This window comes from Mycobacterium colombiense (assembly GCF_001672755.1).
Taxonomy (GTDB): Bacteria; Actinomycetota; Actinomycetes; order Mycobacteriales; family Mycobacteriaceae; genus Mycobacterium; species Mycobacterium colombiense_C.
Genome location: NZ_LZKI01000162.1, coordinates 17280 through 43542, shown reverse-complemented (window position 1 = coordinate 43542; position 26263 = coordinate 17280). Strand labels below are relative to the sequence as shown.

The 26263-nt window shown below is 65.5% G+C and carries 23 protein-coding genes and 1 tRNA gene; 10 read left to right on the top strand and 14 right to left on the bottom strand.

All coding sequences use genetic code 11. The features are described from left to right. Nucleotides 1-6: 6 nt before the first annotated feature. Nucleotides 7-399 (bottom strand): hypothetical protein, encoded by a 393-nt coding sequence (locus tag A5708_RS21310; protein ID WP_065030516.1) that lies wholly within the window; start codon nucleotides 397-399, stop codon nucleotides 7-9. Nucleotides 400-535: 136 nt separating this feature from the next. Between A5708_RS21310 and A5708_RS21305 the strand changes: the two genes are divergently transcribed. Continuing rightward, complete coding sequence (locus tag A5708_RS21305) at nucleotides 536-2137, top strand: FAD-dependent monooxygenase (RefSeq protein ID WP_065030515.1); 1602 nt, start codon at nucleotides 536-538, stop codon at nucleotides 2135-2137. Between the two features lie 21 nt (nucleotides 2138-2158). On the opposite strand, the gene A5708_RS21300 is transcribed toward A5708_RS21305, so the two are convergent. The 7 genes from A5708_RS21300 to aceE form a co-directional block, all read right to left on the bottom strand. Continuing rightward, nucleotides 2159-3580 (bottom strand): acyl-CoA carboxylase subunit beta, encoded by a 1422-nt coding sequence (locus tag A5708_RS21300; RefSeq protein ID WP_065030514.1) that lies wholly within the window; start codon nucleotides 3578-3580, stop codon nucleotides 2159-2161. Between the two features lie 32 nt (nucleotides 3581-3612). Further along, the gene (gene kasB / locus A5708_RS21295) at nucleotides 3613-4866 is read right to left on the bottom strand and encodes a 3-oxoacyl-ACP synthase KasB (protein ID WP_065030513.1); all 1254 of its coding nucleotides are present in this window, start codon (nucleotides 4864-4866) and stop codon (nucleotides 3613-3615) included. 36 nt (nucleotides 4867-4902) lie between these two features. After that, nucleotides 4903-6153, bottom strand: coding sequence for a 3-oxoacyl-ACP synthase KasA (gene kasA, locus A5708_RS21290; RefSeq protein ID WP_065030512.1), 1251 nt, complete (start codon nucleotides 6151-6153; stop codon nucleotides 4903-4905). After that, on the bottom strand, nucleotides 6150-6497 hold the full coding sequence (acpM, locus tag A5708_RS21285) for a meromycolate extension acyl carrier protein AcpM (protein ID WP_065030511.1): 348 nt from the start codon (nucleotides 6495-6497) through the stop codon (nucleotides 6150-6152). Before acpM ends, kasA begins: the two co-directional genes overlap by 4 nt. An 85-nt stretch (nucleotides 6498-6582) precedes the next feature. Further along, on the bottom strand, nucleotides 6583-7491 hold the full coding sequence (locus tag A5708_RS21280) for an ACP S-malonyltransferase (RefSeq protein ID WP_065030510.1): 909 nt from the start codon (nucleotides 7489-7491) through the stop codon (nucleotides 6583-6585). 137 nt (nucleotides 7492-7628) lie between these two features. Further along, a complete protein-coding gene (locus A5708_RS21275) occupies nucleotides 7629-8957 on the bottom strand; it encodes a PucR family transcriptional regulator (protein WP_065030509.1) in 1329 nt (442 codons plus the stop codon). Between the two features lie 155 nt (nucleotides 8958-9112). Further along, nucleotides 9113-11902, bottom strand: a complete 2790-nt coding sequence (gene aceE / locus A5708_RS21270) for a pyruvate dehydrogenase (acetyl-transferring), homodimeric type (RefSeq protein WP_065030508.1) — start codon at nucleotides 11900-11902, stop codon at nucleotides 9113-9115. A 184-nt stretch (nucleotides 11903-12086) separates the two neighbouring features. On the opposite strand from aceE, the gene A5708_RS21265 reads away from it, so the two are divergent. The 7 genes from A5708_RS21265 to A5708_RS21235 all read left to right on the top strand — a co-directional run bounded on the left by A5708_RS21265 (nucleotide 12087) and on the right by A5708_RS21235 (nucleotide 16644). Continuing rightward, a complete protein-coding gene (locus A5708_RS21265; protein WP_065030569.1) occupies nucleotides 12087-12674 on the top strand; it encodes a hypothetical protein in 588 nt (195 codons plus the stop codon). Between the two features lie 83 nt (nucleotides 12675-12757). Beyond that, nucleotides 12758-13180 (top strand): DUF3052 domain-containing protein, encoded by a 423-nt coding sequence (locus A5708_RS21260; RefSeq protein ID WP_065030507.1) that lies wholly within the window; start codon nucleotides 12758-12760, stop codon nucleotides 13178-13180. After that, a complete protein-coding gene (locus A5708_RS21255) occupies nucleotides 13180-13641 on the top strand; it encodes a peroxiredoxin (RefSeq protein WP_065030506.1) in 462 nt (153 codons plus the stop codon). Before A5708_RS21260 ends, A5708_RS21255 begins: the two co-directional genes overlap by 1 nt. A 55-nt stretch (nucleotides 13642-13696) precedes the next feature. Further along, nucleotides 13697-13771, top strand: a tRNA-Val gene (locus A5708_RS21250). A gap of 285 nt (nucleotides 13772-14056) precedes the next feature. Beyond that, on the top strand, nucleotides 14057-15184 hold the full coding sequence (locus tag A5708_RS21245) for a S1 family peptidase (protein ID WP_065030505.1): 1128 nt from the start codon (nucleotides 14057-14059) through the stop codon (nucleotides 15182-15184). Nucleotides 15185-15265: 81 nt separating this feature from the next. Continuing rightward, complete coding sequence (locus tag A5708_RS21240; protein WP_065030504.1) at nucleotides 15266-16129, top strand: TIGR02391 family protein; 864 nt, start codon at nucleotides 15266-15268, stop codon at nucleotides 16127-16129. Continuing rightward, nucleotides 16126-16644 (top strand): hypothetical protein, encoded by a 519-nt coding sequence (locus tag A5708_RS21235; RefSeq protein ID WP_081293040.1) that lies wholly within the window; start codon nucleotides 16126-16128, stop codon nucleotides 16642-16644. The genes A5708_RS21240 and A5708_RS21235 overlap by 4 nt, the downstream gene beginning before the upstream one ends. A 66-nt stretch (nucleotides 16645-16710) precedes the next feature. On the opposite strand, the gene A5708_RS21230 is transcribed toward A5708_RS21235, so the two are convergent. Continuing rightward, complete coding sequence (locus A5708_RS21230) at nucleotides 16711-18108, bottom strand: site-specific integrase (protein ID WP_065030503.1); 1398 nt, start codon at nucleotides 18106-18108, stop codon at nucleotides 16711-16713. A 99-nt stretch (nucleotides 18109-18207) separates the two neighbouring features. Further along, a complete protein-coding gene (locus A5708_RS21225) occupies nucleotides 18208-18363 on the bottom strand; it encodes a helix-turn-helix domain-containing protein (protein ID WP_231117974.1) in 156 nt (51 codons plus the stop codon). A gap of 524 nt (nucleotides 18364-18887) precedes the next feature. Here A5708_RS21225 and mobF point away from each other — a divergent pair. Further along, entirely contained in the window at nucleotides 18888-21692 is a 2805-nt protein-coding gene (gene mobF, locus A5708_RS21220) for a MobF family relaxase (protein WP_065030501.1), read from the top strand. Nucleotides 21693-21741: 49 nt separating this feature from the next. On the opposite strand, the gene A5708_RS21215 is transcribed toward mobF, so the two are convergent. The 4 genes from A5708_RS21215 to A5708_RS21200 are packed head-to-tail and all read right to left on the bottom strand — an operon-like array spanning nucleotide 21742 to nucleotide 25388. Beyond that, on the bottom strand, nucleotides 21742-22203 hold the full coding sequence (locus A5708_RS21215) for a VOC family protein (RefSeq protein ID WP_065030500.1): 462 nt from the start codon (nucleotides 22201-22203) through the stop codon (nucleotides 21742-21744). Beyond that, nucleotides 22190-23386 carry a sulfotransferase family protein gene (locus A5708_RS21210; RefSeq protein ID WP_065030499.1) on the bottom strand — a complete coding sequence of 399 codons (1197 nt, stop codon included), beginning with the start codon at nucleotides 23384-23386 and terminating at the stop codon, nucleotides 22190-22192. The genes A5708_RS21215 and A5708_RS21210 overlap by 14 nt, the downstream gene beginning before the upstream one ends. A 14-nt stretch (nucleotides 23387-23400) precedes the next feature. Beyond that, on the bottom strand, nucleotides 23401-24147 hold the full coding sequence (locus A5708_RS21205) for an SDR family NAD(P)-dependent oxidoreductase (protein ID WP_065030498.1): 747 nt from the start codon (nucleotides 24145-24147) through the stop codon (nucleotides 23401-23403). Beyond that, nucleotides 24144-25388, bottom strand: coding sequence for an alkyl sulfatase dimerization domain-containing protein (locus tag A5708_RS21200; protein ID WP_065030497.1), 1245 nt, complete (start codon nucleotides 25386-25388; stop codon nucleotides 24144-24146). The genes A5708_RS21205 and A5708_RS21200 overlap by 4 nt, the downstream gene beginning before the upstream one ends. A gap of 99 nt (nucleotides 25389-25487) precedes the next feature. On the opposite strand from A5708_RS21200, the gene A5708_RS21195 reads away from it, so the two are divergent. Then, complete coding sequence (locus A5708_RS21195) at nucleotides 25488-26258, top strand: SDR family NAD(P)-dependent oxidoreductase (protein ID WP_065030496.1); 771 nt, start codon at nucleotides 25488-25490, stop codon at nucleotides 26256-26258. The last annotated feature ends 5 nt before the right edge of the window (nucleotides 26259-26263 follow it).

Genomic DNA, 26263 nt, shown 5'->3' with positions numbered 1-26263 from the left:
CCGAACCTAGTCCGACGACTTATCAGAGTCCTCGTCGTCTTTAGAGTCTTCGTCGTCTTCGGAGTCTTTGTCGTCCTTGGACTCGTCGTCTTCGGAGTCCTTGCCGTCCTCGGAGTCTTTGTCGTCCTCGGACTCATCGTCTTTGGAGTCCTTATCGTCGTCCTTGGACTCCTTATCGTCTTTGGAGTCTTCGTCGTCCTCGGACTTCTCGGCGGTGTCGGATTCCGCGGCCTCTTCGAGCTTGGCTGCGAACTTCGTCAACAGGCCAGCGAGATCACGGGCCTCTTCAGCTGATATCGAATCGTCGAATATCCGTTTGTCGCTCTCCGATATGCGCGCGAGGTAAACCGCGTTGTTCTGGATGCCGACGTCCCACCGGCCCCCTTCTTCACGAACCATTCGATGCCGCCTTCTGACTAGGACCTGATTCCACTGACGCCCGCTGGTGCGTTGTTTACCCACTCCAGCTGAACCGGCAACAGGCACCCTTGGAATTCTGGATGCATCAACGCCAGTTAATGACAGTAAATGTATAATGACAGTTACTATCACTTTGTCTGGCCTGGCGTTCGGAGGTGGTGTGGTGGCTACGCGTGTTCCGGTGCTCATCGTCGGAGCCGGCGTCGGCGGGTTGGCCACGTCGGCGCTGCTGGCCCAGCACGGGGTCCGCTCGCTACTGGTCGAGAAGCGACGGGAATCCTTCCTCTATCCGAAGGCTCGCAATCTGAGTTTCCGCAGCTCGGAAGTGCTGCGCGGCCTGGGGCTTCGCGACGAGGTGCGCGCGGTCGCCGAACACGTCTCGGCGATGGTGGTCAGGCCCACGCTGAACAGCGCCGTGGAAGAACCGGCGCTGGACATCGAGGCGATCTTCGCCAGCCTGGACAAGCTGAGTCCCGAGCCGGCGGCACAGTATTGCCCGCAGAGTCGGCTCGAGCCGATCCTGCGCGATGCGGCGCGACGAGGCGGCAGCGACGTGCGCTACGGCACGGAGCTGTCTTCGATCGAGATGGACGAGACCGGTGTCACCGCGGTGCTGCGCGACGCGGCGTCGGGGGAGCCGGAGACCGTCCGCGCCGACTATCTCGTCGCCGCGGACGGCGTGCACAGCCCGATCCGTGACTGGCTGGGCATCACCACATCCGGATACGGCGCACTGCCGATCTACGTCGTCTTCGTCTACTTCCGCGCGCCGTGGCGACGGTTCATCGCGGAGTTGCACGACGGCGACGGCGTGCAGGTCAAGAACGACGACGTGGACGGGATCTTCCTGGTCGTCAAGGACGATTTCGGCATGTTCATCACCACCTACTTTCCCGGCGCAGGAGAGACGGCCGAGCAGTTCACCCCGCAGCGCTGCCGCGAGCTGCTGACCAAAGCCTTCGGCGAGCCGATGGACATCGAGATCATCGAGGTTGCCGCGTGGCAACCCTACGAACGGGTGGCCGACCAATTCCGTTGTGGGCGAGCATTTCTCGTCGGAGATTCGGCGCACACCATGCCGCCGTTCAAGGCCGGGGGAGCCAACACCGCCATTCAGAGCGCCCACAACCTGGCGTGGAAACTCGCCGCCGTCCTCGGCGGAGACGCCGGTCCCGAACTGCTTGACACCTACCACGCCGAGCGCCACCCGGTGGGCCGATTCGCCGCGCGCCAGTCGCTGACGGGGCCGTCGGTGGCGCTGCTGCGGGCGGGTGGCGACGTGCCGCAGTTGCCGGCCGACGAGGAGTGCTCGATGTTCGCCCTGCTCATCGGGTACCGGTACCGCTCAGCCGCGGTTTTGACAAGCGATGCGGAGGGCGACGGCCCGGTGGACACGCTGCGCGCCCAACCCGGCACCCGGATGCCGCACGTCTGGGTGGGCGAGGGCGTCTCGACGCTCGACCTGCTGGGGCCCCGATTCACCGTGCTGTCCGGGGACGAGCGATGGTGTGCGGCAGCGGCTTCGGCGTCGCTGGCCGCGCATCGCTTCTACAGTGACGAGTGGGCCGCGGTCACCGGACTGCCGCCGGACGGGGCGCTGCTGATCCGCCCGGACGACTTTGTCGGGTGGCGTGCCGACAAACTTCCCGACGACCCCGAAGGGGCTCTGCGGCAAGCGCTTTCGGCGATCCTGAGCCCGCTACCGCCGCAAGTATAAGAGCGCTCGCGCGCCAAAGAATTACAGCGGGATGTTCTTGTGCCGGCCGCGACGCGCGGGCGCCTGGGCCAGCGCCTCGGTGAGCTTGCTGCGTGTGTGCGACGGGTCGATCTTCTCGTCGACCACGCCGATCTCGATGGCGCTGTCCACGCCGCCCGCGATCCGCTCGTGCTCGGCGGCCAGCTGGTCGTGCAGCGCCTCGCGCTCATGATCCGCCGCGGCGGCCAGCTTCTTCTTGTGCAGAATGCCGACGGCGGCCTTGGCGCCCATCACCGCAACCTCGGCGTCCGGCCACGCGTACACCTTGGTCGCGTTGAGCGACCGCGAGTTCATCGCAATGTAGGCCCCGCCGTACGTCTTTCGGGTGACCAGCGTGACGCGCGGAACCGTGCACTCGCCGAACGCGTGCAACAGCTTGGCGCCGCGGCGCACCACGCCGCCCCACTCCTGGTCGACACCGGGCAGATACCCGGGCACGTCGACGATCACCACCAGCGGAATGCCGAAGGCGTCACACAGCCGCACGAAACGTGCTGCCTTCTCGGCGCTTTCGGAGTTCAGGCAACCGCCCAGACGCAGCGGGTTGTTGGCCAGCACGCCGACCGTACGGCCGGACAGCCGGCCCAGGCCGATCACCATCGACGGCGCCCAGTTGGCCTGGAACTCGTCGAACGGCGTCTCGTCGTCGAGGATCGCGGTCACGATCGGGCGGACGTCGTAGGCCCGCCGCGCCGACTCGGGCAGCAGCGCGTGGATGTCGGTGTCACCGGCCTCGGCCTTGTTGCGGTCGAAATGCCCCTGCTGGCAGAACAACCCGACCAACCGGCGACCACGCTCGTACGCGTCGAGCTCGTCGTCGGCGACGATGTGGCACACGCCGGACTTCTTGTGGTGGGTCTCCGGGCCGCCGAGCGAGCACATGTCCACGTCCTCGCCGGTGACGCTGCGCACCACGTCGGGCCCGGTGACGAAGACCCGGCTCTCCGGCGCCATCACGATCACGTCGGTCAGGGCCGGCCCGTAGGCGGCGCCGCCGGCCGCGAAGCCGACGACCACCGAGATCTGCGGGATGTAGCCGGACGCCCGGATCATCGCCTCGAAGACCAGGCCCACCGCGTGGAGCGCCTTCACGCCCTCGGCCAGTCGCGCACCGCCGGAGTGCCAGATACCCACGATCGGGCTCTGCTCCTCGATGGCGGTGTCGTAGGCGTTGACGATGTGCGTGCAGCCCTCGATGCCCATCGCGCCGCCCATGACGGTGCCGTCGGTGCAGAACGCGATGGTGCGCACACCGTTCACGGTCCCCGCCGCGGCAAGAACGCCGGAACGATCGCGCTCGTGCAGCAGCTCGACCGTGTCATCGTCGAAGAAGGTGCTCAGGCGCAACAGCGGGTCGCGAGGGTCGAGCGACTCGCCAACCGTCTCGGGGGCCGTGATAGTCATCGCAGGTCTCCTGATATTCGGTGTTGCTCGGTTCAGTACCGCCCGAAGGCGATGGCCACGTTGTGTCCGCCGAAGCCGAACGAGTTGTTGACCGCGTACTCGTAGTTACCCGGCCGCGGCTTGCCGGCCACGACGTCGAGGTCGATTTCGGGGTCGAGGTTTTCCAGGTTGAGCGTGGGCGGAACCACCTGGTCGCGCAGGGCGAGCACGGTCAGGATGGATTCCACCGCGCCGACCGCACCCACCGAGTGGCCGAGGGCGGACTTGGGCGCGTACACCGCGGGCCTGTTGCTACCCAGGGCGTTGTTGATCGCCTTGCCCTCGGCCAGGTCACCCACCGAGGTGCCGGTGGCGTGGGCGTTGACGTGGCCGATGTCGCTGGGGCTGAGGCCCGCGAGCTGGATCGCCCGGCTCATGGCGTGGCCGGCGCGTTCGCCGTTGGGATCCGGCGCCACCATGTGAAAGCCGTCCGAGGTGATGCTGGCCCCCATGATCCGGGCCAGGATGTTCGCGCCACGCGCCTTTGCGTGCTCTTCGGTCTCGATCACCATCAGCGCGCCGCCCTCGCCGAACACGAACCCGTCGCGGTCCCGGTCGAAGGGGCGGCACGCACCGGCGGGGTCGTCGTTGTTGGTGGACAACACGATGCGCATGTTGGCAAAGCCGGCGATCGGCACCGCCTCGATCTTCGTTTCCACGCCGCCGCAGATCGCGATGTCGGCCTCGCCGAGCACGATCTGTTGCCAGGCCCGCGCGACGCCCTCCGAACCGGACGCACAGGCCGAGATCGGCGTCATCACCCCGGCCTTGGCGTGCCGTTCCAGGCCGACCGCCGCCGCCGCGCCGTTGGGCATGTACTTCTGCACGGTCAGCGGGGACATCGCCCGGTAGCCGCGCGTGCGCATCTCGTCATACCCGAAGACGAGCTCCTCGGCCGAGCCCAGGCCGGTACCGATCGACACCATCAGTCGGCCGGTGTCGACCTCGGGCGAACCGGCGTTCTCCCATACCCGCCGGCCCAGGACGGTGGACATCCGCTGCAGGTAGCCCGACCGGCGCAGCTCGATGCGGGTGAGCTGACTGTCGAAATCCTCCAACAGGTGGCCGCCGATGCGGACCGGCAGGTCGTATTCCGTGACAAACGGATCCTCGAGGGTGCGGATGCCGCTTTGGCCGTCGAGTAACAACTTCCACGTGTTCTCGGCGTCGGTTGCCAGGGCGGTCGTCATGGCAATGCCAGTGACGACCACATTCGGGAGTGCTTTCCCGGTAACCAGCTCTGTCATGGGTCTTGCGAACGTTCCTTCCGTGCTTGGCAGCGCTCAGTAACGCCCGAAGGCGAGTGCCACGTTGTGGCCACCGAACCCGAACGAGTTGTTGATCGCATAACGGAAGTCGCCGTAGCGAGGTTCGCCCGCGACAACGTCCAAATCGATCTCGGGATCGGGGGTTTCGTAGTTGAGTGTCGGCGGTATCACGCCGTCCCGAAGGCTCAATACCGTGAGAACAGATTCCAGAGCCCCGACGGCACCGATGGAGTGCCCCAGAGCCGACTTCGGTGCGTACACGGCCGCCTCCTGGCAACCCGCGACGCGAATGGCGTTGGCCTCGGCGGTGTCACCGATCGGAGTTGCCGTCCCGTGGGCGTTGACGTGGTCGACGTCCTTGGGGGACAACCCCGCCAGCTCCAGCGACCGGGTCATGGCGCGACCGGCGCGAACGCCGTCCGCCGCCGGTGCCACCATGTGGAACGCGTCCGAGGTGATGCCGGCACCCATCAGCCGGGCCAGTGGCTTGGCGCCGCGGGCCTTGGCGTGCTCTTCGGTCTCGATGATCATCATCGCCCCGGCTTCACCGAACACGAAGCCGTCGCGGTCCTTGTCGAACGGCCGCGATGCGCGCTCGGGCTCATCGTTGCGCGTCGACATCGCCCGCATCATCGAGAACGCCGCGATGGGCAGCGCTTCGATGGGGCCCTCGACCCCACCGCAGACGGCGAAGTCCGCGTCACCCATGACGATCTGACGCCACGCGTGGGCGATGGCCTCCGAACCCGACGAGCAGGCCGAGACCGGGGTGATGACCCCGGCGCGGGCACCGAGTTGCAGGCCCACCACCGCCGCGGCGCCGTTGGGCATGATCATCTGAACGGCGAGCGGCGACACCTTGCGGGGGCCACCCTCGTTCATCAGGTCGTAGGTCTCCACGATCCGCTCGGCGCCGCCGAGCCCGGTGCCGACCACGACCGAGAACCGGTCGGGGTCGACCTCGGGGCTACCGGCGGTCTCCCACAGCTGACTGCTCAGCACCTTGGCCAACCGCTGGACATACGACATGCGCCGCATGTCCAGCCTGCTCATGTGCTCGTCGATGGGCTCCTTGAGGTGACCGCCGATCTTGACGGGCAGGTCCCACTTGGTGACGAACTCGTCTTCGAGGACGTGGATGCCGCTTTCGCCGGCCAGCAATCCCTTCCACGTGCTCTCGATGTCCGGCGCGATCGAAGTCGTTGCCGAGACGGCGGTTACCACAACGTTGGGGTAACCGCCATTAGCAGTGGAAGGCTTGCTCACTTGGTGTCCGCTTCCAGCCTCGCCTTGACGTTGGCCACGGCGTCGGGGTTCTCCGACTCGAGCTTCGCGCGCAGAGCTGCGGCGGCCTCGGGGTCTTCTTCCTCGAGCTTCTGGATGTAGGAGACGACGTCACCGACGGTACGCAGACCGGCGAGGTCCTCGTCCGGGATCTTGACGCCGTACTTGTCTTCGGTCTGAACGGCGATCTCGACCATCGACAGCGAGTCGATGTCCAGGTCGTCGACGAACGACTTCTCCGGGGTGACCTCGGAGGGCTCGATACCGGTGACCTCTTCGATGATCTCGGCGATACCGGCGATGATTTCTTCCTGGCTGACAGCCACAGCGTTTCCCTTCGTGATGTGTTGTGTGTTAGTCGAATTGACGTGTTATGCGGTTGTACTGGTTGTGCAACTGGTCGAGCTGGCTTTACAGCTCGGCCAAAGCGTCCAGGTCTGCGGGCGACTTGACGGCCCGAGCCGTCACCCCCCGAAGTTCTCGTTTGGCGATGCCGGTGAGAGTGCCCGCGGGCGGGAACTCCACGGCCGCAGTGACTTCCAGGTCACGCAGCGTCGCAGTGCACAGGTCCCAGCGGACCGGCTGGGTCAGCTGAGCGACCAGCGCCTCCATCGCCGCGGCCGCCGAGGCGACCGGCTTGCCGTCGCGGTTCGACAGCAGCTTGGCGGTGGGCTCGGACGTCTGAACGGCGGCCGCCGCGGCGGCGTAGCCGTCGAGCGCCGACGCCATGTACTTGGTGTGGAACGCTCCGGCCACCCCGAGGGCACGCACCCGGGCCTTCTCCGGCGGGTCTTCGGCCAGCTTCTCCAGCGCGTTCAGCGCGCCGGCCGCGACGATCTGCCCGGCGGCGTTGCGGTTGGCCGGGAACAGGTCGAGCTGCTCGAGTCTGGCCAGAACCTCGCCCTCGTCGCCGCCGAGCACCGCGGACATGCCGGTCGGCTCGAGGGCGCACGCCTTGGCCATCTCGGCGCCACGGGTGGCGGCCAGCGCGACGGCGTCGTCGGCGGCGATCACGCCGGCGATCGCATAGGCGGCGATCTCTCCGACGGAGTGGCCGGCTACGACCAGGTCGGCGTCCGACAGCAGACCGCGCTTGGTCAGCTCCTGGTGGGCCAGCAGCGTGGCGGCCACGACCAGCGGCTGGGTGACCGCGGTGTCGGTGATCTCTTCGGTCGATGCGGTGGTGCCCAGGCGCACGAGATCGAGGCCACTGGCCTTGGACCACAGCGCCAACTGGTCAGCGGCGCCGACGAGCTCCAGCCATGGCGAGAGCATCCCCTCGGTCTGCGAACCCTGTCCGGGCGCAAGCAATGCAATCACGTGTTTAAGAGAACACTGTGGAAACGGTTTTGGCGGGTGTAACAGATTATGAACCTCGTCTTAGCTTTTTGTGTAGACCCTACAAAACGGCTCCTTAAGCTACTGGTTTGATATCGTGCCGCGACCTGTTGCCTGAGTCACTGTCGCCCGGATTGCACCGCAACAGTCCCTTTGACCGGCAGCGGGACCGCCGGCATGGCGTTGCCGACGGTGCTGGAAGGAGTGGTCGGGTAGTTGAGCTGGCCCACCGTCGCCGCCACTCGCAGCACATATGCGTCACGGGGCTGCATGGGATCGCGCCCGGTGAAGTCGGTGATCCGCTTGAGTCGGTAGCGCACGGTGTTTGGATGAACGAACAACTTCCTGGCACAAGCCTCAATCGCGCCGCCACAATCTAAGTAAGCGTCAAGAGTCTCGATCAGCGTAGGACCCGCGTCGGCGAGCGGGCCCATCACGTCGGTGTGCAGCGCCACGATCGCCGACGCGTCGCCCATCAGGGCCCGTTCGGGCAGCAGTTCGCGGGCCGGCACCGGACGGGGCGCCCCGCGCCAGCCGCCGACGGCGTTCATGCCGGATATCGCCTCGCTGGCGCTGTGGTAGGCGGCCGTCAGCATGGGCGCGGTGGGTCCGACGACCACGGGGCCGTCGGCGAACGCGACCAGCAGATCGCCCAGGAATTTGTCGGTTGGTGACAGTTGGCCGGAGACGATCGCGACCAGCCAGGTGCCGTGCACATCGGTGAGTGCCGCGCGCCCGTGCTGTGCGGCGATATCGCGGACGTGCTGGCTCGCGCGCTCGCTGTCGTCCGGGCCGGTCGACCCGTCGCGCCCGGGGGCCGGGGTGCCGACCACGACCGTCGCCGGGGCGGTGGTGTCCCAGTTCAGTGCGGCAGCGCGGGACAGCAGCTCGGGGCCGGTGTCGCCGCGGACCACCGCATCGACGACGCTGGCCTCCATCCGGCTGTCCCAGGTCCCGCGGGCCTCGGCCGCGTTCGCGTAGGCGGTCGCCGCGGTGAACGCCAGGTCGCGGCTGTACTTGAGGATGCCCACCGTCAGCGCGGTCAGCTGGTCCTCGGAGCGGGCCAGCAGCGGGACGACCTCCTCGAAGAAGTCCATGGTCACGCGCGCCATGTCGACGCTGTGGCGCAGCGCGATGCGGCGGGCGAGGTCCTGGGGCACCAGCTCAAACGCCTGCGCGGTGTGGCTGACGTTGCTGTGCGGGTCCTGCATCCACTCGGCGAAGTTGTTGATGGCCGTCTGCACCACCAACGCCATGCTGGCCCGCTGCGACGCTTCCAGGTCGGCGAAGAACGGCAGCCGATCGCCCATCACCGAGACCGCCTCGGTGGCCAGCCGGCCGGAGTACTGCTTCAGCCGCCGCAGGACCGAATCCGGCACGGTGTCCAGGAGCTCCAGGGGGGATCGGGGCTGCTTGGCGAACGGACCGGCGAAGGGGTTGTCATTCACCCCTAAAACCTACGCGACTTTTCTGGAAGTTTCCGCCAAAGGCGGCGCGTGGCGTTCTTAGAGTCTGGCTTGAGCGCCCGGCTGGCCGAGCGCTCAGCGCTCACCGCCCGGCTGGCCGGGCAGGCGGCGCTCCTGGCTTGAGCGCCCGGCCCGGGTCAGGCCACGCCGGGGTCGGACGTCTGCTCCGGGGCGGCCAGCACGTCGTCGATCTTGTATTGGCGGGCGGCCGCGATGGGCACCGACGGGTCGATCTCGCCGTCGCGGGCCAGCGCCTCCAGCACCGCCACCACCTGCGACTCGGCGTCGGTGTTGAAGTACCGCCGCGCCGCAGGCCGGGTGTCGGAGAAGCCGAACCCGTCGGTGCCCAGGGTGACGTAGGTGCCCGGTACCCACGGCCGGATCTGCTCGGGTACCGCGCGCATCCAGTCGGACACGGCGACCACCGGCCCGGTGGCGTTCGACAGGGCCTGGGTGACGTACGGGACGCCGGCCGGCCGGTCCGGATGGCGCAGTCGCGCCCGGTCGACGGCCACGCCGTCGCGGTTCAACTCGCCCCAGCTGGTCACCGACCACACGTCGGCGGCGACGTCCCACTCCGCGGCCAGCATCTGCGCGGCGTTCAGCGCCGACGGCATGGCCACCCCAGACGCCAAAATCTGCGCCTTGTTGGCCCGCTGCTCGGTGGCGACGTGGTAGCGATAGAGGCCGCGCAGCACGCCCTCGGGGTCGAAGTTCTCCGGCTCGGGCGGCTGCACGTACGGCTCGTTGTAGATGGTGATGTAGAAGTAGACGTCCTCGGGGTTCTCCCCGAACATCCGCGCCAGCCCGCTCTCCACGATGTAGGCGATCTCGTAGGCGAATGCCGGGTCGTAGGCGACCACCGCCGGGTTGGTGCTGGCCAGCAGCAGCGAGTGGCCGTCGGCGTGCTGCAGGCCCTCGCCGGTCAGCGTGGTGCGCCCCGCGGTGGCTCCGAGTAGGAAGCCGCGGGCCATCTGGTCGGCCGCGGCCCACAGGCCGTCGCCGGTGCGTTGGAAGCCGAACATCGAATAGAAGATGTAGATCGGGATCATCGGCTCGTTGTGCGTCGCATACGACGTGCCGGCCGCGATGAACGAGCCGACCGACCCGGCCTCGTTGATGCCCTCGTGCAGGATGTGGCCGACTTCGCTTTCCTTGTAGGCCAGCATCAGCTCGGCGTCCACGGCGGTGTACAGCTGACCGTTGCGGTTGTAGATCTTCAGCGACGGGAACCACGAGTCCATGCCGAAGGTGCGCGCCTCGTCGGGGATGATCGGCACGATGCGGGGGCCGATTTCCTTGTCCCGCAACACTTCCTTGAAGGTGCGCACCGTCGCCATGGTGGTGGCGACCTCCTGGGTTCCCGACCCCTTCTTCAACGCGGCATAGATGTCGCGGCCGGGCAGCCGCAGCGCCTTCGCCTTGGTCCGCCGCTCGGGCAGGAAGCCGCCCAGGGTGCGCCGGCGGTCGACCATGTAGCGGATCTCCTCCGCGTCCGAGCCGGGGTGGTAGTAGGGCGGCAGGTAGGGATCCTCCTCCAGCTGGGCATCGCTGATCGGAATCCGGATCGCGTCGCGGAAATCTTTAAGATCTTGCAGCGCAAGCTTTTTCATCTGATGCGTAGCGTTGCGGCCTTGGAAATGCGCGCCCAGCGAGTAGCCCTTGATGGTCTTGGCCAAGATCACCGTGGGTTGACCCCTGTGGTCGACGGCGGCCCGGTAGGCGGCGTAGACCTTGCGATAGTCGTGACCGCCGCGCTTGAGGTTCCAGATCTCTGAATCGCTCATGTTCTCCACGAGCGCCTTGGTGCGCGGATCGCGGCCGAAGAAGTGGTCGCGCACGTACGCGCCGTCGTTGGCCTTGTATGTCTGGTAGTCCCCGTCCGGCGTGGTGTTCATCAAGTTCACCAGTGCGCCGTCGCGGTCGGCGTGCAGCAGGGCGTCCCACTCGCGGCCCCAGACCACCTTGATGACATTCCAGCCGGCGCCACGGAAGTACGACTCCAGCTCCTGAATGATCTTGCCGTTGCCGCGCACCGGGCCGTCGAGGCGCTGCAGGTTGCAGTTGACGACGAACGTCAGGTTGTCCAGGCCCTCCAGCGCAGCGACGTGCGCCAGGCCGCGGCTCTCCGGCTCGTCCATCTCGCCGTCGCCCAGGAAGCACCACACGTGCTGGTCGGAGGTGTCCTTGATGCCCCGGTCGTGGAGATAGTGGTTGAACCGCGCCTGGTAGATGGCGTTGAGCGGGCCCAGGCCCATCGAGACCGTGGGGAATTCCCAGAAGTCGGGCATCAGCCGCGGGTGCGGGTAGGAGGGCAGCCCGCCGGCGGCGTGGCTGTGCTCCTGCCGGAAGCCGTCCATCCGGTCGGCGGTCAGGCGGCCTTCCAGGAACGCGCGCGCATAGATGCCCGGCGACGCGTGGCCCTGGATGAACACCTGGTCCCCGCCGCCGGGGTGCGACTTGCCGCGGAAGAAGTGGTTGAAGCCGACCTCGTACAGCGCCGCCGAGGAGGCGTAGGTCGAAATATGGCCGCCCACACCGACTCCCGGGCGCTGGGCGCGGTGCACCATGATCGCGGCGTTCCACCGGATCCACGCCCGGTAGCGCCGTTCGACGTCCTCGTCGCCGGGGAACCACGGCTCGAGTTCGGTCGGAATGGTGTTGACGTAATCGGTTGACGTCAGCGACGGGAGGGCGACTCGCTGCTCGCCCGCCCGTTCCAGCAATCGCAGCATCAGGTAGCGCGCCCGCGACGGGCCGGAGCGCTCCAGCAATTCGTCGAAGGACTCCAGCCACTCCGACGTCTCTTCCGGATCGATGTCGGGCAGGTAGGAGGCCACCCCCTCGCGGATCACCCGAACGCGGTCGGGTTCGGTTGCGCCGGTGGGGTTTGTGGCCAGATCGTGGCGCACGAACTCAGTTGTCAACGCACTACTCCTGTTGTGTGGCGGAATGTGTGCCGTAACGGGTGGGTCGCACCCTGCCACCATCGTGCCGCACCGGTGTTTCGCGCGGATAGCCGACGTCCGGTAGCCGACGGAGCTTCACCTGGCGAACACCAACTCGGCGTGTATGGGGCAGGCGTGCAACCCACCCGGTAACGTCAGGCTCGTGCTCATCCGGTGGGGTGCCATCCCTCAGACGCAGGTGAAGGCTGTTCCCCGGCGCGCGGCATCGGCCCTCGGGTGTGTCGCCGTGACGCTGATGGGCATCGTCGGGTGCACCTCCGTCACCAACGGCACGGCAACGCCGGACACCAAAGTGGCGCCCGCTTACCGCCAGTCGGTGTCGGCGTCGGTGTCCGCGTCGTCGGTGACTTCCAGCGTCCGGGAGTCCCAGCGGCAACAGTCGCTGACCACCAAGGCGGTGCGCACTGCCTGCGCCACGCTGATCACCACCAGCAAGAACGCGATCGATAAGACCAACGAATTCGTCCAGGCGTTCAACGCCGGGCGCGGCACCGGCCCGACCGAGGGCCCGGCTATCGACGCCCTCAACGACAGCGCCACCACGGTGGGCAACAGTTTCAGCGATGCGATGTCGCAGCAGATCAAGGACGCCTTCAACGCCTACATCGATGCCGCCCGCGCGGTGGCGAACGCCATCGGCACCCACGCGGGGACCGGGGAATTCAACAAGCGGGTCGATCAACTCAACGACACAAAAAAGAACGCGGTGAAACTGTGCCTGGCAACGTGATGATGCGGAAGTATGGACCAGGTTCTGGCTGTGCGACGATAATCCCCAATCGCATAGCGCGCGGACGTTAAGGAGGCTCCACGGTGGTCGCGGCGGATCACGCCCCGAGCTACGCCCGCAAATTGGGCATCCAACGGGACCAAGTTGTCCAGGAGTGGGGCTGGGACGAAGACACCGATGACGAGATCCGCGCCGCGGTCGAGGAAGCCTGCGGCAGTGAGTTGCTCGACGAGGACACCGACGAGGTGGTCGATGTCGTGCTGCTGTGGTGGCGCGACGGGGACGGCGACCTGGTGGACACCCTGATGGACGCGATCGGCCCGCTGGCCGAAGACGGCGTGATCTGGGTGCTGACGCCCAAGACCGGCAAGCCGGGTCACGTACTGCCGGCCGAAATCGCCGAGGCCGCGCCCACCGCCGGTTTGATGCCGACCTCGTCGGTCAACCTGGGGGACTGGAGCGCCAGCCGGCTGGTGCAGCCCAAATCCCGTGCCGGGAAGCGTTGATGCTGCCCGTCGGCACAGCCGCCCCGGATTTCACTTTGCGCGACCAGAACCAACAGCGCGTCACGCTGAGTTCCTTTCGGGACGCCAAGAACGTTCTGCTGGTGTTCTTTCCGCTGGCCTTCACCGGGATCTGCCAGGGCGAGCTGGACCTGTTGCGCGACCACCTGCCCGAGTTCGAAAACGACGAGAGCGCGGCGCTGGCCATCTCGGTGGGACCGCCGCCCACGCACCGGGTCTGGTCGCTGGACAGCGGCTTCACCTTCCCGGTGCTGTCGGACTTCTGGCCGCACGGCGCGGTCAGCCAGAGCTACGGCGTATTCAACGAGGACGCCGGCTACTCCAACCGTGGGACGTTCGTCGTCGATCGGTCCGGCATCATTCGCTTCGCCGAGATGAAGCAGCCCGGCGAGTCCCGCGACCAGCGGCTCTGGACGGACGCCCTGGCGGCCTTGCGGGCCTGAGGGGGACTGAGAATTTTGGGAAGTTGGCCTTCGGGCAGGTAGCCTGCCCGGGCACGGGCGCGTAGCTCAGTGGTAGAGCTCTGGTTTTACACACCAGCGGTCGGCGGTTCGATACCGTCCGCGCCCACCAAGAAAACTGCAGTTCAAGGCTTTTCGGCCCGGCTTCTGGTCAGAGCCCCGAACCCCCGTTGTGCCAAGAGTGTGCCAACGGTTTTCGAGTGCCGTTCGATCTGCCAGCGCGCTGGCCTGCCCACGTACGAGACGGCGGCATGTCGAAGCGCGGGAAACCGGCCAGCCGTCGGTAGCGTCGATTGTCGTGGCGGATACCGATGATGAGGCGGCCGCGCCTCCGCGGCCTGCACTGACAATTGCCGACTTGAAACCGGGTACACCTGATTGGCGCGTCACTGTAGCGATGTATGCCCACGCGTTCTTTAGCGTTGCGCATGATCCCGAGGTCGCCGAAGCGATCGGCAAGCCCGTCCCGCCTGCTGGCGCGGCGGCGGCAACGGCCGTAAACCCGCGCAATGCGATGCCGTTCGATCCGTGGAGCGTCCTAGATTTCTCCCGATATCTCGGTGCTCAAGCAGTACCGGGGGCGAACAACGCAATCCAACTCACCAAACTGCTCGGTGCACTCGAACGAGCAGGGCTCCTGTGGTTGGTAGGGCGCGACCCTCAACTGCCAATCATGGGCGAGCGCTACTACTCCACAGGCCACATTTCGAAGGGGCAGTCAGGCGGAAATCTCTGGTTGTCACCGGTTTTCGGAGCCGCCCTGATCATCCCGAGCTACCGGGCGGTGACGTTGCAGCTGGCCGGTCACGATGAGTTTGGCGATCCGGTCGACAGCTGGGGTACCGGCCTGATCATTGATAACAAGCATGTCGTCACGAACAAGCATGTCGTGACCGGACTCGCTGGCACAAGCGCGGGGTTGTCCGTGTTTCCGTCCGGCGACCTGTCCACGGCTGAGCAGATGGCCATCGGCGGCAAAGCTCGCACGCATCCCACGATTGACGTCGCAGTGATCGAGTTCGAGCTGCCCGAGGGCAGGCTGATTCCTCGCCTGGGCGGTATGGCTTTCCGCGATCCTGACTGGGCTGATGAGGTTTACGTGTTCGGCTACCCGCGGGTGCCGATGACTGCCGAGATGGCGATCACCGTCCAGCGCGGCGAGGTGGTTAACCCGGCCGCCGAGACACTCGCGCGGCAGAAAATCTTCCTTTACTCGGCTGTCGCTCGGCCTGGCAACAGCGGCGGTCCGATCGTTGCGCAAGATGGCCGCGTTATTGGTCTCGTGGTCGAAGACAGTGGAACATCTACGCGCGCCGGTGTGGGCGCCGACGACCACGAGGGGTCGTCGCCTCCACGCTCTACCCCCGAAAGGCTGGAACGCTTCGACCGCGATATTGCGGAGCTGAAGGAGAAGGCGTTCGCGCCGTCGTTCTACCGCGGTATCCCATCGAGCGAGATCGTCCGCGCGCTCGATGAGATGGGCTTCGGCGGCATTCTCGAGATGGACGCGCTCCCCGGAACGTAGTTCAGGTCTGTCCGCTCTAGGCGACGCAGCTTCGGCATGTCGGGGTGGTAGTCCGCTAGGTCGTAATTAGCGTCGGTAGCTATGGCGGACGCAGACCGCAATCCCACTTATCTTCGCGACCTTGCCGGGCATGTCACGGTATTTAGGGACGCGTTCCGATCGTTCCTCGAACTTCACACGCCGACTTATAGAGGACCTGGTGTCGGCATGTTCCCGGCCGTTTCCCCCCTAGACGGGTCCGATCCGGCAGAGATCGAAGTTCGCCGCGCCCGAACGTCCGAGGCGGCGGGCCGAGCCCGTCGTGCACCGGCGCTGACCGGCTGCGTTTTCGGCGTCCGAGACCCCGCTGGAGGAAAGCCCGACATCGTTGACCCAATCGCGGCCTGGCACACCGTGACGCAGCCGAAGCCCTTGCTTGAACCGGCCAACATCATCGACGCCTGCGACCAGATGATCGGGTCGTTGGAGGACATGGCGGCCCAAGCCGAGGCCGAGGCACCGCCTACAGTCGACGTCGCGCAGATGCATCCGGCGGTGTGGGGTCAGGCGGCACGGTTATGGCGGGACGGCCACTATCGGCAGGCGGTGCAGGCGGGCGCGGACGGCGTCGTGCAGTTAGTCAAGTCGCGGACGGGAGGACCGGAACTCGACGATACGACGCGGTGGAATCAAGCGTTCTCCGAGAAGGACCCCGAACCGGGCAGGCCGCGGCTGCGTTGGCCGGGCGACCAGACCGACCGAACCGTCGTTTCGATGAACGACGGACTGCGCCGGTTTGCCCCGGGTGCGCAAATGACGATCCGGAATCCAGCGACGCACGGTCCGGGTGAAATGACCTCGCAGGAGGCGGTCGAACGGCTATCGGTTCTCAGCCTGCTTGCGCGATGGGTCGACGCGTGCGACCTAATCGAGGCACCTCATTCATCAGCCGAGGACGTGTCATGACCGTCGCCGCGTTCATACTGGGTCTGCTCGGGTTCGGCGTTGCCGTCTCCTCGTTGACTTGGCAGGTGTACACCTTCCTCATGCAGGGGGCGCGGCCCAAACTGACACCAGTGATGGGCTACCACTATGGCGGCGGACTGCTGACGAACGACGCGAGCCGCGATGTACGCGAGTCACTCCGCTCGGCCATCTCCCAGTTTCCATCGGGTGGTCAGTTCGTCGTAGGCGTCAACGTCGTCAACGCGGGACGCGCACCTTTCCATGTCGCGAAGTGGGCAATTCGAGCCGACCCCGCACGCACCTCGTTTGTGTCTGTTGACGACCCACTGGGGTGCCCGTCGGTCCCGCACGACATTGCACCCGGCGCTGAAGCCACGTTCTTCACCGGCGTCGTGAATATCCGCGCGCTGTCCGCCGCCAGCGGAGCGATTGATCCACGCCGACAACGCATCATCGCGACCGTCGAAAGCGGCGGGCGGACTTTTACCTCAAACCTATCGCGCCGCCGAATCTAGAAATTAGCTCGGCGTAGGCGGTCGACACGCAACCAGCTACGGACCAAGCTTTCCAGCGTGCGGGGTCTATCGCAGTTCGGTCGCGCGAGTCCGACCCATTAGAGCGTCGCCGGCCGCCGCCAATGCATCGTCATAGACATGCCCGTACACCCGCAGGGTGATCGCCGGATCGTGGCCCAGCCACTTCGCGGTAGCGATCGCGGTGGTTCCAACATCCAACAACATCGTCGCCGCAGTGTGGCGCACATCGTGAAGCCGAATCGGCGGCACCCCAGCAGCTTTCGACTGGCGCGCGAATTCCGCCGAGTAGGATTCGGGCCTAATCGGTGAACCGTCCTCGTTGACGGCAACCAGTCCGCTGTCGTGGTAAGCCTTTGCCAGGGCGAGACGCTCGGCTGCTTGCTGAACCTTGAACGTCCGTAACGCGGCGAAGATCTCAGGAGGCATGGGTAACACGCGTCGTGATCGCTTCGACTTCGGATCACCCGTCACTGTTCCAATACCTTGGACCACGACGCGCCCCTGGGCGACGCTCACTGTCCCCGCGTCGAAGTCAACATCAGACCACCGTAGTCCCAGGATCTCTGATCGCCGCAGCCCGGCGAGGGTGAGCAGCCAACACGCGGCCAATCGATCATCACGGATGTGGTCCCGAAACTGTGTCGCTTGCTGCGGTGTCCACGTGGCCATCTCGTAGTGCTTGATGGCTGGACGCTTGACCATGCGCGCGACGTTGCGGGTAACCAGACCCTGTCTCATCGCATCGTCGAGAGCCGCTGACAGGACAACCAGCATGCTCACCACCGTTCGCGCGGTAACTCCGCCGGCAACCTTCGGACGCTGAGGATCCGCGGGCTGTGCGGCGAGGTAGCGACCTCGTGCGGGCCGCAGCGCATCACCGGCCGCCACCAACCGATCCAGTGCCTTGATACCCGAATTGCCCAGCGCGGCATAGATATCCGAGTACTGTGCGCCGTCAGGGTGACTGCGCAGGAATGCGAGAACCTCCGCTGCACGCCGACCCCGCTTGTCCCGTTGCGCGACTGGCTTCCCCTCAAGCCGCAGAGTCACCAATGCGTCGACGTCTGCAGTACGAAGCTGCTGCAGGGTGATCTCGCCAAGATGCTCGATGACAGGCTTCAGATGATTTCGGTAGCCCTGGAGCGTATTGGGCCTGATATCACGTCGGCCATCCAGCCATCCCATGAGGAAATCGGCCACTGTCGTGGGATTCCGCTTCACGAACGTCCCGGCGGCGACATCAGTCGAGATGCGCCGGTATTCACGACGAGCCTGAGCCAGTGTCGGAAAGGTGAACCGCTGCCGCTCGCGAGATCCGTCGTGTCGGACGCCGATGTCGAGTTGGAACGTATAGGCGACGCTGCCATTCTTGGCGGTGCGCCGCGTGATCGGTTCCGCGCGGCGGGCTCGCTTCGATGCCGCCTCGTCAGTGTCGTTGGTCATCGGATCACCAGTTCGTTCGCCGCTTCTTCAGAGCCTGCCAAAGTCACACCCGGCTTGGCGCATGACACTTCTGGGGGCCTCGCATACGCGGGCGGCTACTTATGCCCATTCGCCCTGCAACGCGACGAGGTCGCGCAGACCCGATGTGACGATGTACACCCGCCCGCCGAGTCGGCGAGTGGGCAGTTCACCCGAAGCCGCCAGCCGATACGCCGCGGCGCGGCTCACTCCCAGGAGTTCGGCTGCTTGAGGCACGGGTAGTAGTAGCGGCAAGTTGTTAAATACGCTGTCGTGCATCTCATTCATCACCCTTCGGGAGTCCCTGCTGGCCGACCGAGGATGGGCAGCAGATGCTTTATGCGATTGATGCCCAGAGGGTCTGCACCGCAACGGGCGGATTGATCGCCCCGGTGTGGCATCCATCGAGCCGACTAACACAACTGTAAGTCGCTCCACCGACGTCTCATGCACAGATTTTTCGCCGGAGATCATCCGCACCCTCCAATGTCACGGCCGCGTACAAGTCCCGCGCCGAGGCAGCCGCTCCCGCTTCTACCCTCACGTCCTCTACCCAACGTTCTCCAACGTCATCACCTACCCATAACGCAACACATCATCGCATACCAATACGTCCCAAATACCCTGTCCCCATTACACTTACATCAATCCATCTCACCTCTCTCAAATCCTTTATTCGCCTTGGCACATTTGCACAATGTGCGAGAATGGCTGTGGCGCAGTAAGCGTCGTCGACCGTCAGTTGGTGAGTGGGTCTGCGAGTGTTGACGATTTCGAAGCTGAAGCGGTCGTCGGTCAGCTATTACATCGACACCGCCGCAACGGCTTCGCGGGCAAGCTCTGATCTACGGCGCGCGAATGGCGGGCTGGGGGAGTACTACTCCGAGCACGAGACTCGGACACCGGTGTGGGTGTGCGCGGGCGACGCGCACACCGCCGCGCGGCTGGTGGGTTTGAGCAATGTGCAGCGCGCGGGCGGCGAAGCAGATTCAGCCGCGGTGGCGCGTTGGCTGGATGACGGGGTTGCGCCGAACGCCGCGCGAGGGCGTGCATTCGGTGCCCGCGGTGTGCATGGTTTTGATCTGACGTTCTCCGCGCCCAAGAGTGTGTCGCTGGTGCGTGCGTTGCGCGGTGATGATGTGGCGCAGAAGGCGATCGCGGCCGGGCACGCCGCTGCGCTGGCCGAGGCAATGGAGTATCTCGCCGTTCATGCCGGCTACACCCGCGTGCACAACCCGGTGACGGGGGAGAAGGATCTGGTGCGGTTACCGGGGTTGGTGGCGGTGGCCTATCAGCATGAGACGTCGCGGTGTGGGGATCCGCATCTGCATACCCATGTGATCGTGCCGAACCGGCAAGCCCGCGCCGACGGGGTGTTGGTGTCGCTGGACGGGACGTCGCTGTATCACGAGGCCCGCGCCGCCGGGGTGATCTATCAGGCCACCCTGCGCCGCGAACTGCACTACTTGTTGGGGATCGAATGGGAGCCGGTCGATCCATCGACTGGAATGGCCGAAATCGCGGGCGTGGATCGCGACACTATCCAGGCGTGGTCGCGGCGCTCCTCACAATTGCGGGAATGGGCTGCCCATAACCTGTTCTCGGCCGACGGCTCGTTGAGCGCGGCGCAGTTGGCAGCGGCGCAGAAAGCGACGCGCCCGGCCAAGCCCGAGGAGCTGGCCTGGCACCAGTTGCAGCAGCAGTGGCGCGCCGACGCGCGGGGTCTCGGGGTGGACCGCGCCGCGTTCCTGGAAGCGCGCGCGGCCCGCCGCGCCACGGCGCGGACGCCGCTGAGCAAGGCGCGGTTGGCCGCGGCCGCCGAGAAGATCGAGAAAGCGGTGTTCACGCGCGCGGATCTAGTCGAGATCGTCGGCGCGCAACTCCCCGTCGATGGCGAATTGTCACCGCGCGCTGCGGTGGAGGCGGCGGTTGACGACATCGGGCTGCGGTTAACCGCGTCACGCGCCGCGCACCAGCGCGAGGGCCATGAGCGATTCACGCTGGCGCGGATCCTGGCCGAAGAAGCCGCAGTCCTGAATCTGGTTGACGCGCAGAATCCGCGCTGCATGCTGTGGGTGACCGAGGACGACACCGCAGGCTTATCCCAGGATCAGAAGGCGGTGGTGGAGAACATCGGTCGCTCACCCTGGCTGGTGCAGCCCTTGAGCGCGCCGGCAGGTGCGGGCAAGACCACCTCGTTGCGGGCGTTGGCCGGGCCGGTGCGCAAACGATTCGGCGGGAAGGTTTTGGTGTTGGCGCCCACTGGTCAGGCGGTCGATGTTGCGATGCGCGAGGGTGCCGGTGATGAGGGCATGACGATCGCCAAAGCACTCCACGCGCTGCGGGAGGACACGTTGAGTTTGGACCCCGCGACGTTGGTGATCGTGGATGAGGCCGGCATGGTCGGCACCGACGATCTGCGGCACCTTCTGACCGCGACCACCCAAGCCGGCGCCAAGACCGTTCTCGTCGGTGATGCGAATCAGTTGGCCCCTGTCAAAGCGCGCGGCGGCATGTTCGCCCAACTCTGCACCGACCTGCCCTGGACACAACAGCTGTCGGAAGTGTGGCGGATGGCCGACCCGGAAGAACGGCACGCGTCTTTAGCGCTGCGCGACGGTGACGCGAAAGACACTCGTGATGCAGTGGATTGGTATCGCACCCACCACCGGCTGCACAGTGGCGATGCCATCACCATGGCCAGCGATGCGCTCGCCGCCTATAACACTGACACGAGGCTAGGCCGGGACGCGTTGTTGGTGTGCGACACCACGGAGATTGTGGACGCTCTGAACCAGCGGATCCATGGCGAGCGTGTTCACCCCGATGCACCCACGATGACGGTGGCCCGAGGGCAGCAGGTGGCAGTGGGGGATGTGATCATCAGCCGCCGCAACGACCCCACCATTGCGTTCCACCACTCCACTCCGAATGCGGACTCGCTCCCGTCGGTGCGCAACGGAAACCGGTGGCGAGTCGCAGGGATCGACACCACCCGCAATCTGCTTGGTGCCGAACGACTCGACGATGGCGCCCGCGTTCTCTTCGACCAGGACTACTTCCGGGAGCACGTCAGCCTCGGCTATGCCGTCACCGCGCACTCCGCGCAAGGAGTAACCGCCGATGCCAGCCTCGCTGTCCTCAGCGAGTGCACAAGCCGCAACCTGCTGTATGTCGCGATGACCCGCGGACGGCACGCCAACCACGCCCACATCTACAAACGTGCCACCGAAGCAGGAGAATTCAGCCACCAAGAGCCTGCCGGCACCCACACCGCCCAGCGGGGGGACAGTTTCGAAGCTGCCGCCCTCCTGCGCGCCATCCTGGCTAACGACGAATCCGTCATCACCGCTCACGACTACGCCACACATACCCGGGTCGAAGCACTACCCGATCGCGTCCGCTCCCTGCTCGCCATGCGCGCCGCCGCGACCCAACACCGCAACGAGAGTTACCAAGCCTGGAATGCCCCGCGTCGAGAGCACGACCGCCACATGGAAGAAGTCGGCCAACGGACCATCGACCAAAGCCAGCACCGCAGCGCCGACTTCGGACTCGAACTTTGATCTGAAGACTCGGCCCGGACAACCTCACTCCCGCCGAGTCAAGCCATCGTCACTGTGTCGAGGCTTTCATCATCTCCAGGAAGTCAGACCAGTTGGGAAAGAGTCCGCGCTCCACGATTTCGATGCGAACCCCGAAAGGGTCGAGGTAATAGGCGAACATTTTGAGTTCCTCGCCGCTGGGGCGGGCCTCCAGTCGGTATCCAGCGTGTTCGAGCGCGGCCGCTGTCGCCGCCAGGTCGTCCGTCCAGTATCCGAGGTGGTGGGCGGCTCCGTGCGGGGAGGCCGTCCATATCGTGCCGGGAACCTCTTGGATTAACTCGAGATGGGGCGCTTCGATCGAGTAGACGAATTTGAAGGGCACCTCACGGTCACCGTCGTCGGTCGTGACGGACAGCGGTGCCTCAATGGGTTGTGTCCAGGTGTATCCGGCGGCGCGGGTCAAACTTTGTGCGGCAGCGTCCATGTCGGGGACGACGAGTCCGGTGTGGTAGCAGTCGTTAGGGGCGAGCATTGCTGGCCTCGAGTTCGATATCGAAGGTGTCAAGGTACTCGGCGAAGATCGGTTTGAGTTGCTCAACGGTGAGGCCGTACTCGTCGAGGTTGTAGGAGTTGATGCCGTAGAAGTCTTGGGGGTGCGCGGCTAGCCACGCACGCATGGCGTCTTCGGTTTCAGGGGTCAGCGGATCGCCGGCCCAGTCGTAGAGGCGGCGCATGACATCGATCGGGTCACGCATCATTTCGGAGTAGTACATATGGAAGAACTGCTCGTCGCCGATCCGTTTGCGTGCGGCGAGTGGGCGTTCGACGTGGACTTGCATTTGTGCGGCAGCGGCTTTGCCCATGGCGTTCAGGTCGACGGCCTCCGGCTTCTGGGTCAAGCTGCGTGGCAACTTCCACAGGTTGGCCAGGGACGCCGTTGCCCGGTAGGGGTCGCGGTGTGCCCAGACCAGCCGGGCGTCGGGGAATACCGATAGCAGCGTTTCGATGTGCACCGAGTGCGACGGCATTTTCAAGCTCCAGGTGCCAGGTGCGGTTGACTGCAGCACCTGGAGGTAGCGCTTCTGGTATTCGTAGGCGCTGGTCATGTCGGCCTCGTGGAGCAGCCAGTCGCCGTAGCGTGGGGTGTTCATGAAGGAATCCCAGGACAGCCCTTTGAAGTCCTGGTTGTGGATGAACATGTCTTCGGTGGGCCCGTCGGCGTCTTCCCAGTGTGGAATTGACATCTTGGCTTCCTTCGCGAACGCGAGGATGTTGCGTTGTTCTTCCAGTAGGGCCACGCATCGGGGATCGGTACGCAAGGTGGCGGTGGTGGCGGGCGGAACCGGGTGCACACATTCCCAGTGCAGCAGCGAGCGGCGAGCGGGGTCCTTGTCGAGCAAATAGCTAATGACGGTGGTGCCGGTGCGGGGCATGCCAAGGATGATCAACGGCCGTTCAACGGGGGTGTCGAGCACGTGGGGGTGGGTGGAGATGTAGTCGTGGATTTGCAGTCGCCGCGCGAGTGCATTGGTGGCGTCGTCAAGAATGCGTTGTCGGCCGTAGTCGGTGAAGGCGTGCGCTGAGGTGTCGAGCTCGTCGAGGATGTAGGCGAGTCCTTCTCTCCACGAATCGGATTCGACCTCGGTCAGGCCAGCGCGGCGCGAGGCCAGATCTAACACGTCGTCGGGAGTTTCGATGTTGTCGAATTCGCTCATAGTGAAGTGATCCTTCAGACGGTGAGATAGCCGCCGTCGACGGCGATGCTCGTTCCGGTGATGTAGGCCGCGGCGTCGGTACACAAGAACAGCGCGGCGCCCGCGCAATCCTGTGGGGTGCCGGGTCGGCCGAGGGGAGTGTGGAATCCGATCTCGACGTCCATGATCTCGGGAATTCCCATGGCGGGATTAGTCATTCGGGTGTCGATGAGTCCGGGTGCGATGGCGTTGACCCGGATGCCGTCGTTGGCCCATTGGCGGGCGAGATTCATGGTGAGCGAGATCAAACCCATTTTGGATGAGGCGTAGCCAGGAACGAACACGGCTGATCGGAACGCGGACATCGACACCACGTTGACGACACTGGCTCCGCCTGGGGCGTTACTTGATTTGAGGCGGTCGTGGCACTTCATGGTCAATCGCATGGGGCCGAACATGTTCTGGGTTACCGAGGCGATGTAGCCGTCGGGGTCGTATTCGTCTCCGGCGGGGTAGGGACCGCCTGCGTTGTTGATCAGAATGTCCAAGTCGCCGAGAGATTCGGCCAGGGCGTCGATGGATTCGGGATCACGGATCTGGCACTGCCGGTAGGTGAACGCGCTGAGGTCGTCGTCGTAGTCGGCGGCGGAGTCTCGGGTTCCCGTGATCGTCACGGACGCGCCGGCCCGGGCGAAGGCGGCGGCGATACCGTTTCCGATGCCGGCGGTGCCCCCGGTCACCAGGACGTGAGACCCGGTGAAGTCAAAGGTGTTGGTGTTCATTGAAAGCTCCTCAGTTCTTCGATGCGCTTGGTCAGCCATGCTTTTTCCCAGAAGTTTTCGGTGTCGTCCAGCAGGGCCTGGTGTGCTTCGGCGGCCATCTCGCGTGCGTCGTCGTGGTCGGGCTGGGCGATCAGGATCAGACTCGTCAGGTGCAGGGCCTGCACTGCGCGGCCGGCGTCCAGGTGTGCGCGGGCGGCGCGCAGCAGTGGCACGCTGCCGGCGGCGTCGACGATGTCGGCAGCGACGGAATCGGCTGGCACGCCGTAGAGTTCGGTGGTGTCGCGGTGTTGGAACCAGCCGGCGTACGTCTCCCAGATGGCTCGCACGTTCCAGGATGTCTTGCCGTAGCCTTCGCCGACATCGAACTCTTCGGGCGCTGCGACTTCGCGCATAGCGGTGTAGAGATCGCGACCCGAGGACATGTAGTCGATCGTCTGGTCATGCACCGCGCGCATGGCATCGCGCATCGCGGTCACTTCCTCGGCGATGCGGTCGGCCCCCTCGATAGGGTCGAAATGCCCGGTGATCAGTCTGTGCGGCTGTAAATCCAGGACGGCATTGAGTGCTTCGATGTAGAGGACGGGGTCACGGTAGCGGTCGCCCCGGATGGTCATCAGGTTGGGTACGTGGCCGAAGAGCGGGCCAAAAAGATTGCCGGTGAACAGGATCCGGTCTTGGGGTAGCCATACCACTAGTGAGTCGGTAGTTTCGCCGCCAGGAGTCCAGATCAGTTCGAAGCGACGGTCGCCCACCGCGAAGGAGTGTCGGTGGTCGAACGTCGTGTCGGGTTCGGGGAACGAGAAGTCGATGGTGGCTGGATCGATGTCGTGGAGAGCCGCGACGATGGCGTCTGAGAACTTCTGGAACGCGAAGGCCGTCTTGGGTGCGCGGTACCCGCCGAGGCGTTCGTTGTCATCGCGCCAGTAGCGGTAATTGCGGTGCATCAGCACCTCGGTGTTGGGCTCGCGCAGGGCATAGACGCCGCCGTAGTGATCGGCATGGCCTTGGGTGACGATCAGAGCGCGAGTGGGGCCGGGTATGTCCTGAAAAGCTTTGCGCCGCAGCTCACCCTCGAAGAACAAACCGCCGTTGATGACAACGCGGCCGGCGTCAGTGCCGATGGCGTAGGCGTTGGACACTCCGGGCGACATCCAGATGTCGTCGCCGAGCGCGATGGCTGGGTCCCCGGTAGCGGCGGCCAACTGGTCGACCCCGGGGCGTTCGCGATGGATGCCGACCATGGTCGCTCCCTTTTCTGCACCTGAACTCTAGAGTTGCAGAGGTGATACTCTAGGCTTATAGAGTTACTGTCAACCCCCGTCTCTCAAGGAGGCACGCCGATGGGCTTGCAGGGCCTGGCGGGCGCGGTTGTGGTCGTCGCGGGCGGTGCCACCGGTATCGGTGCGGCGACGGCGCTGCGACTGGGGGCAGAGGGGTGCCGGGTTGTCCTGGGAGACATTGCGATCGATGCTGCGCGGCGCACCGTGGAGCGCATCAGCGGTGGGGGAGGGACGGCTGTCGCGGTCGCGTTCGACCTCGCTGACCCCCAGTCAGTCGCCAACCTGATCGCGCACTCCACCGATACCTTTGGGCAGCTGGACGGCCTATTCACCATCGGCGCCGACATGTCCACCCTGCGAGATGACAGCGATGTGGTCGATATCGACTTCGCGCTGTGGGACCGCGTGATGACCGTGAATCTGCGCGGCTACGTCGCGGCCATGAAGTCCGCGATCCCGGCGATGCTGGCGACAGGCGGGGGCGCGATCGTGAACATGTCGTCGGCGGCAGCGTTTCAAGGAGAACCGACACGTCCGGCGTACGCCGCAGCGAAGGCGGGCATCGGTGCGCTGACCCGGCACGTGGCAGCCCGCTGGGGTAAAGACGGGATCCGGTGCAATGCGGTCGCGCCGGGGTTCACCGCGACCGACGCGATTCGTTCGGCCCCGCAGTGGCCCGATCTGGAGGCGTCAGCGCTCAGACGGATTCGTAGTCATCGCGTTGGTGGTCCCGCCGATGTCGCGGCTCTGGTGGCATTCTTGCTCTCCGCGGAAGGCGAATGGATCAACGGGCAGGTGATCAACGTCGACGGTGGCACTGTTCTACGCTGAGTGCT

Bases quoted from the DNA above. Each gene is read 5' to 3' on its own strand.
- A5708_RS21255 (WP_065030506.1), top strand. From the start codon at position 13,180: ATGCTGCCCGTCGGCACAGCCGCCCCGGATTTCACTTTGCGCGACCAG.
- A5708_RS21235 (WP_081293040.1), top strand. From the start codon at position 16,126: ATGACCGTCGCCGCGTTCATACTGGGTCTGCTCGGGTTCGGCGTTGCC.
- A5708_RS21305 (WP_065030515.1), top strand. From the start codon at position 536: ATGACAGTTACTATCACTTTGTCTGGCCTGGCGTTCGGAGGTGGTGTG.
- A5708_RS21310 (WP_065030516.1), bottom strand. From the start codon at position 399: ATGGTTCGTGAAGAAGGGGGCCGGTGGGACGTCGGCATCCAGAACAAC.
- A5708_RS21300 (WP_065030514.1), bottom strand. From the start codon at position 3,580: ATGACTATCACGGCCCCCGAGACGGTTGGCGAGTCGCTCGACCCTCGC.
- A5708_RS21195 (WP_065030496.1), top strand. From the start codon at position 25,488: ATGGGCTTGCAGGGCCTGGCGGGCGCGGTTGTGGTCGTCGCGGGCGGT.
- A5708_RS21210 (WP_065030499.1), bottom strand. From the start codon at position 23,386: ATGAGCGAATTCGACAACATCGAAACTCCCGACGACGTGTTAGATCTG.
- A5708_RS21240 (WP_065030504.1), top strand. From the start codon at position 15,266: ATGGCGGACGCAGACCGCAATCCCACTTATCTTCGCGACCTTGCCGGG.
- kasB (WP_065030513.1), bottom strand. From the start codon at position 4,866: ATGACAGAGCTGGTTACCGGGAAAGCACTCCCGAATGTGGTCGTCACT.
- A5708_RS21200 (WP_065030497.1), bottom strand. From the start codon at position 25,388: ATGGTCGGCATCCATCGCGAACGCCCCGGGGTCGACCAGTTGGCCGCC.
- A5708_RS21245 (WP_065030505.1), top strand. From the start codon at position 14,057: ATGTATGCCCACGCGTTCTTTAGCGTTGCGCATGATCCCGAGGTCGCC.
- A5708_RS21205 (WP_065030498.1), bottom strand. From the start codon at position 24,147: ATGAACACCAACACCTTTGACTTCACCGGGTCTCACGTCCTGGTGACC.
- A5708_RS21215 (WP_065030500.1), bottom strand. From the start codon at position 22,203: ATGCTCGCCCCTAACGACTGCTACCACACCGGACTCGTCGTCCCCGAC.
- A5708_RS21230 (WP_065030503.1), bottom strand. From the start codon at position 18,108: ATGACCAACGACACTGACGAGGCGGCATCGAAGCGAGCCCGCCGCGCG.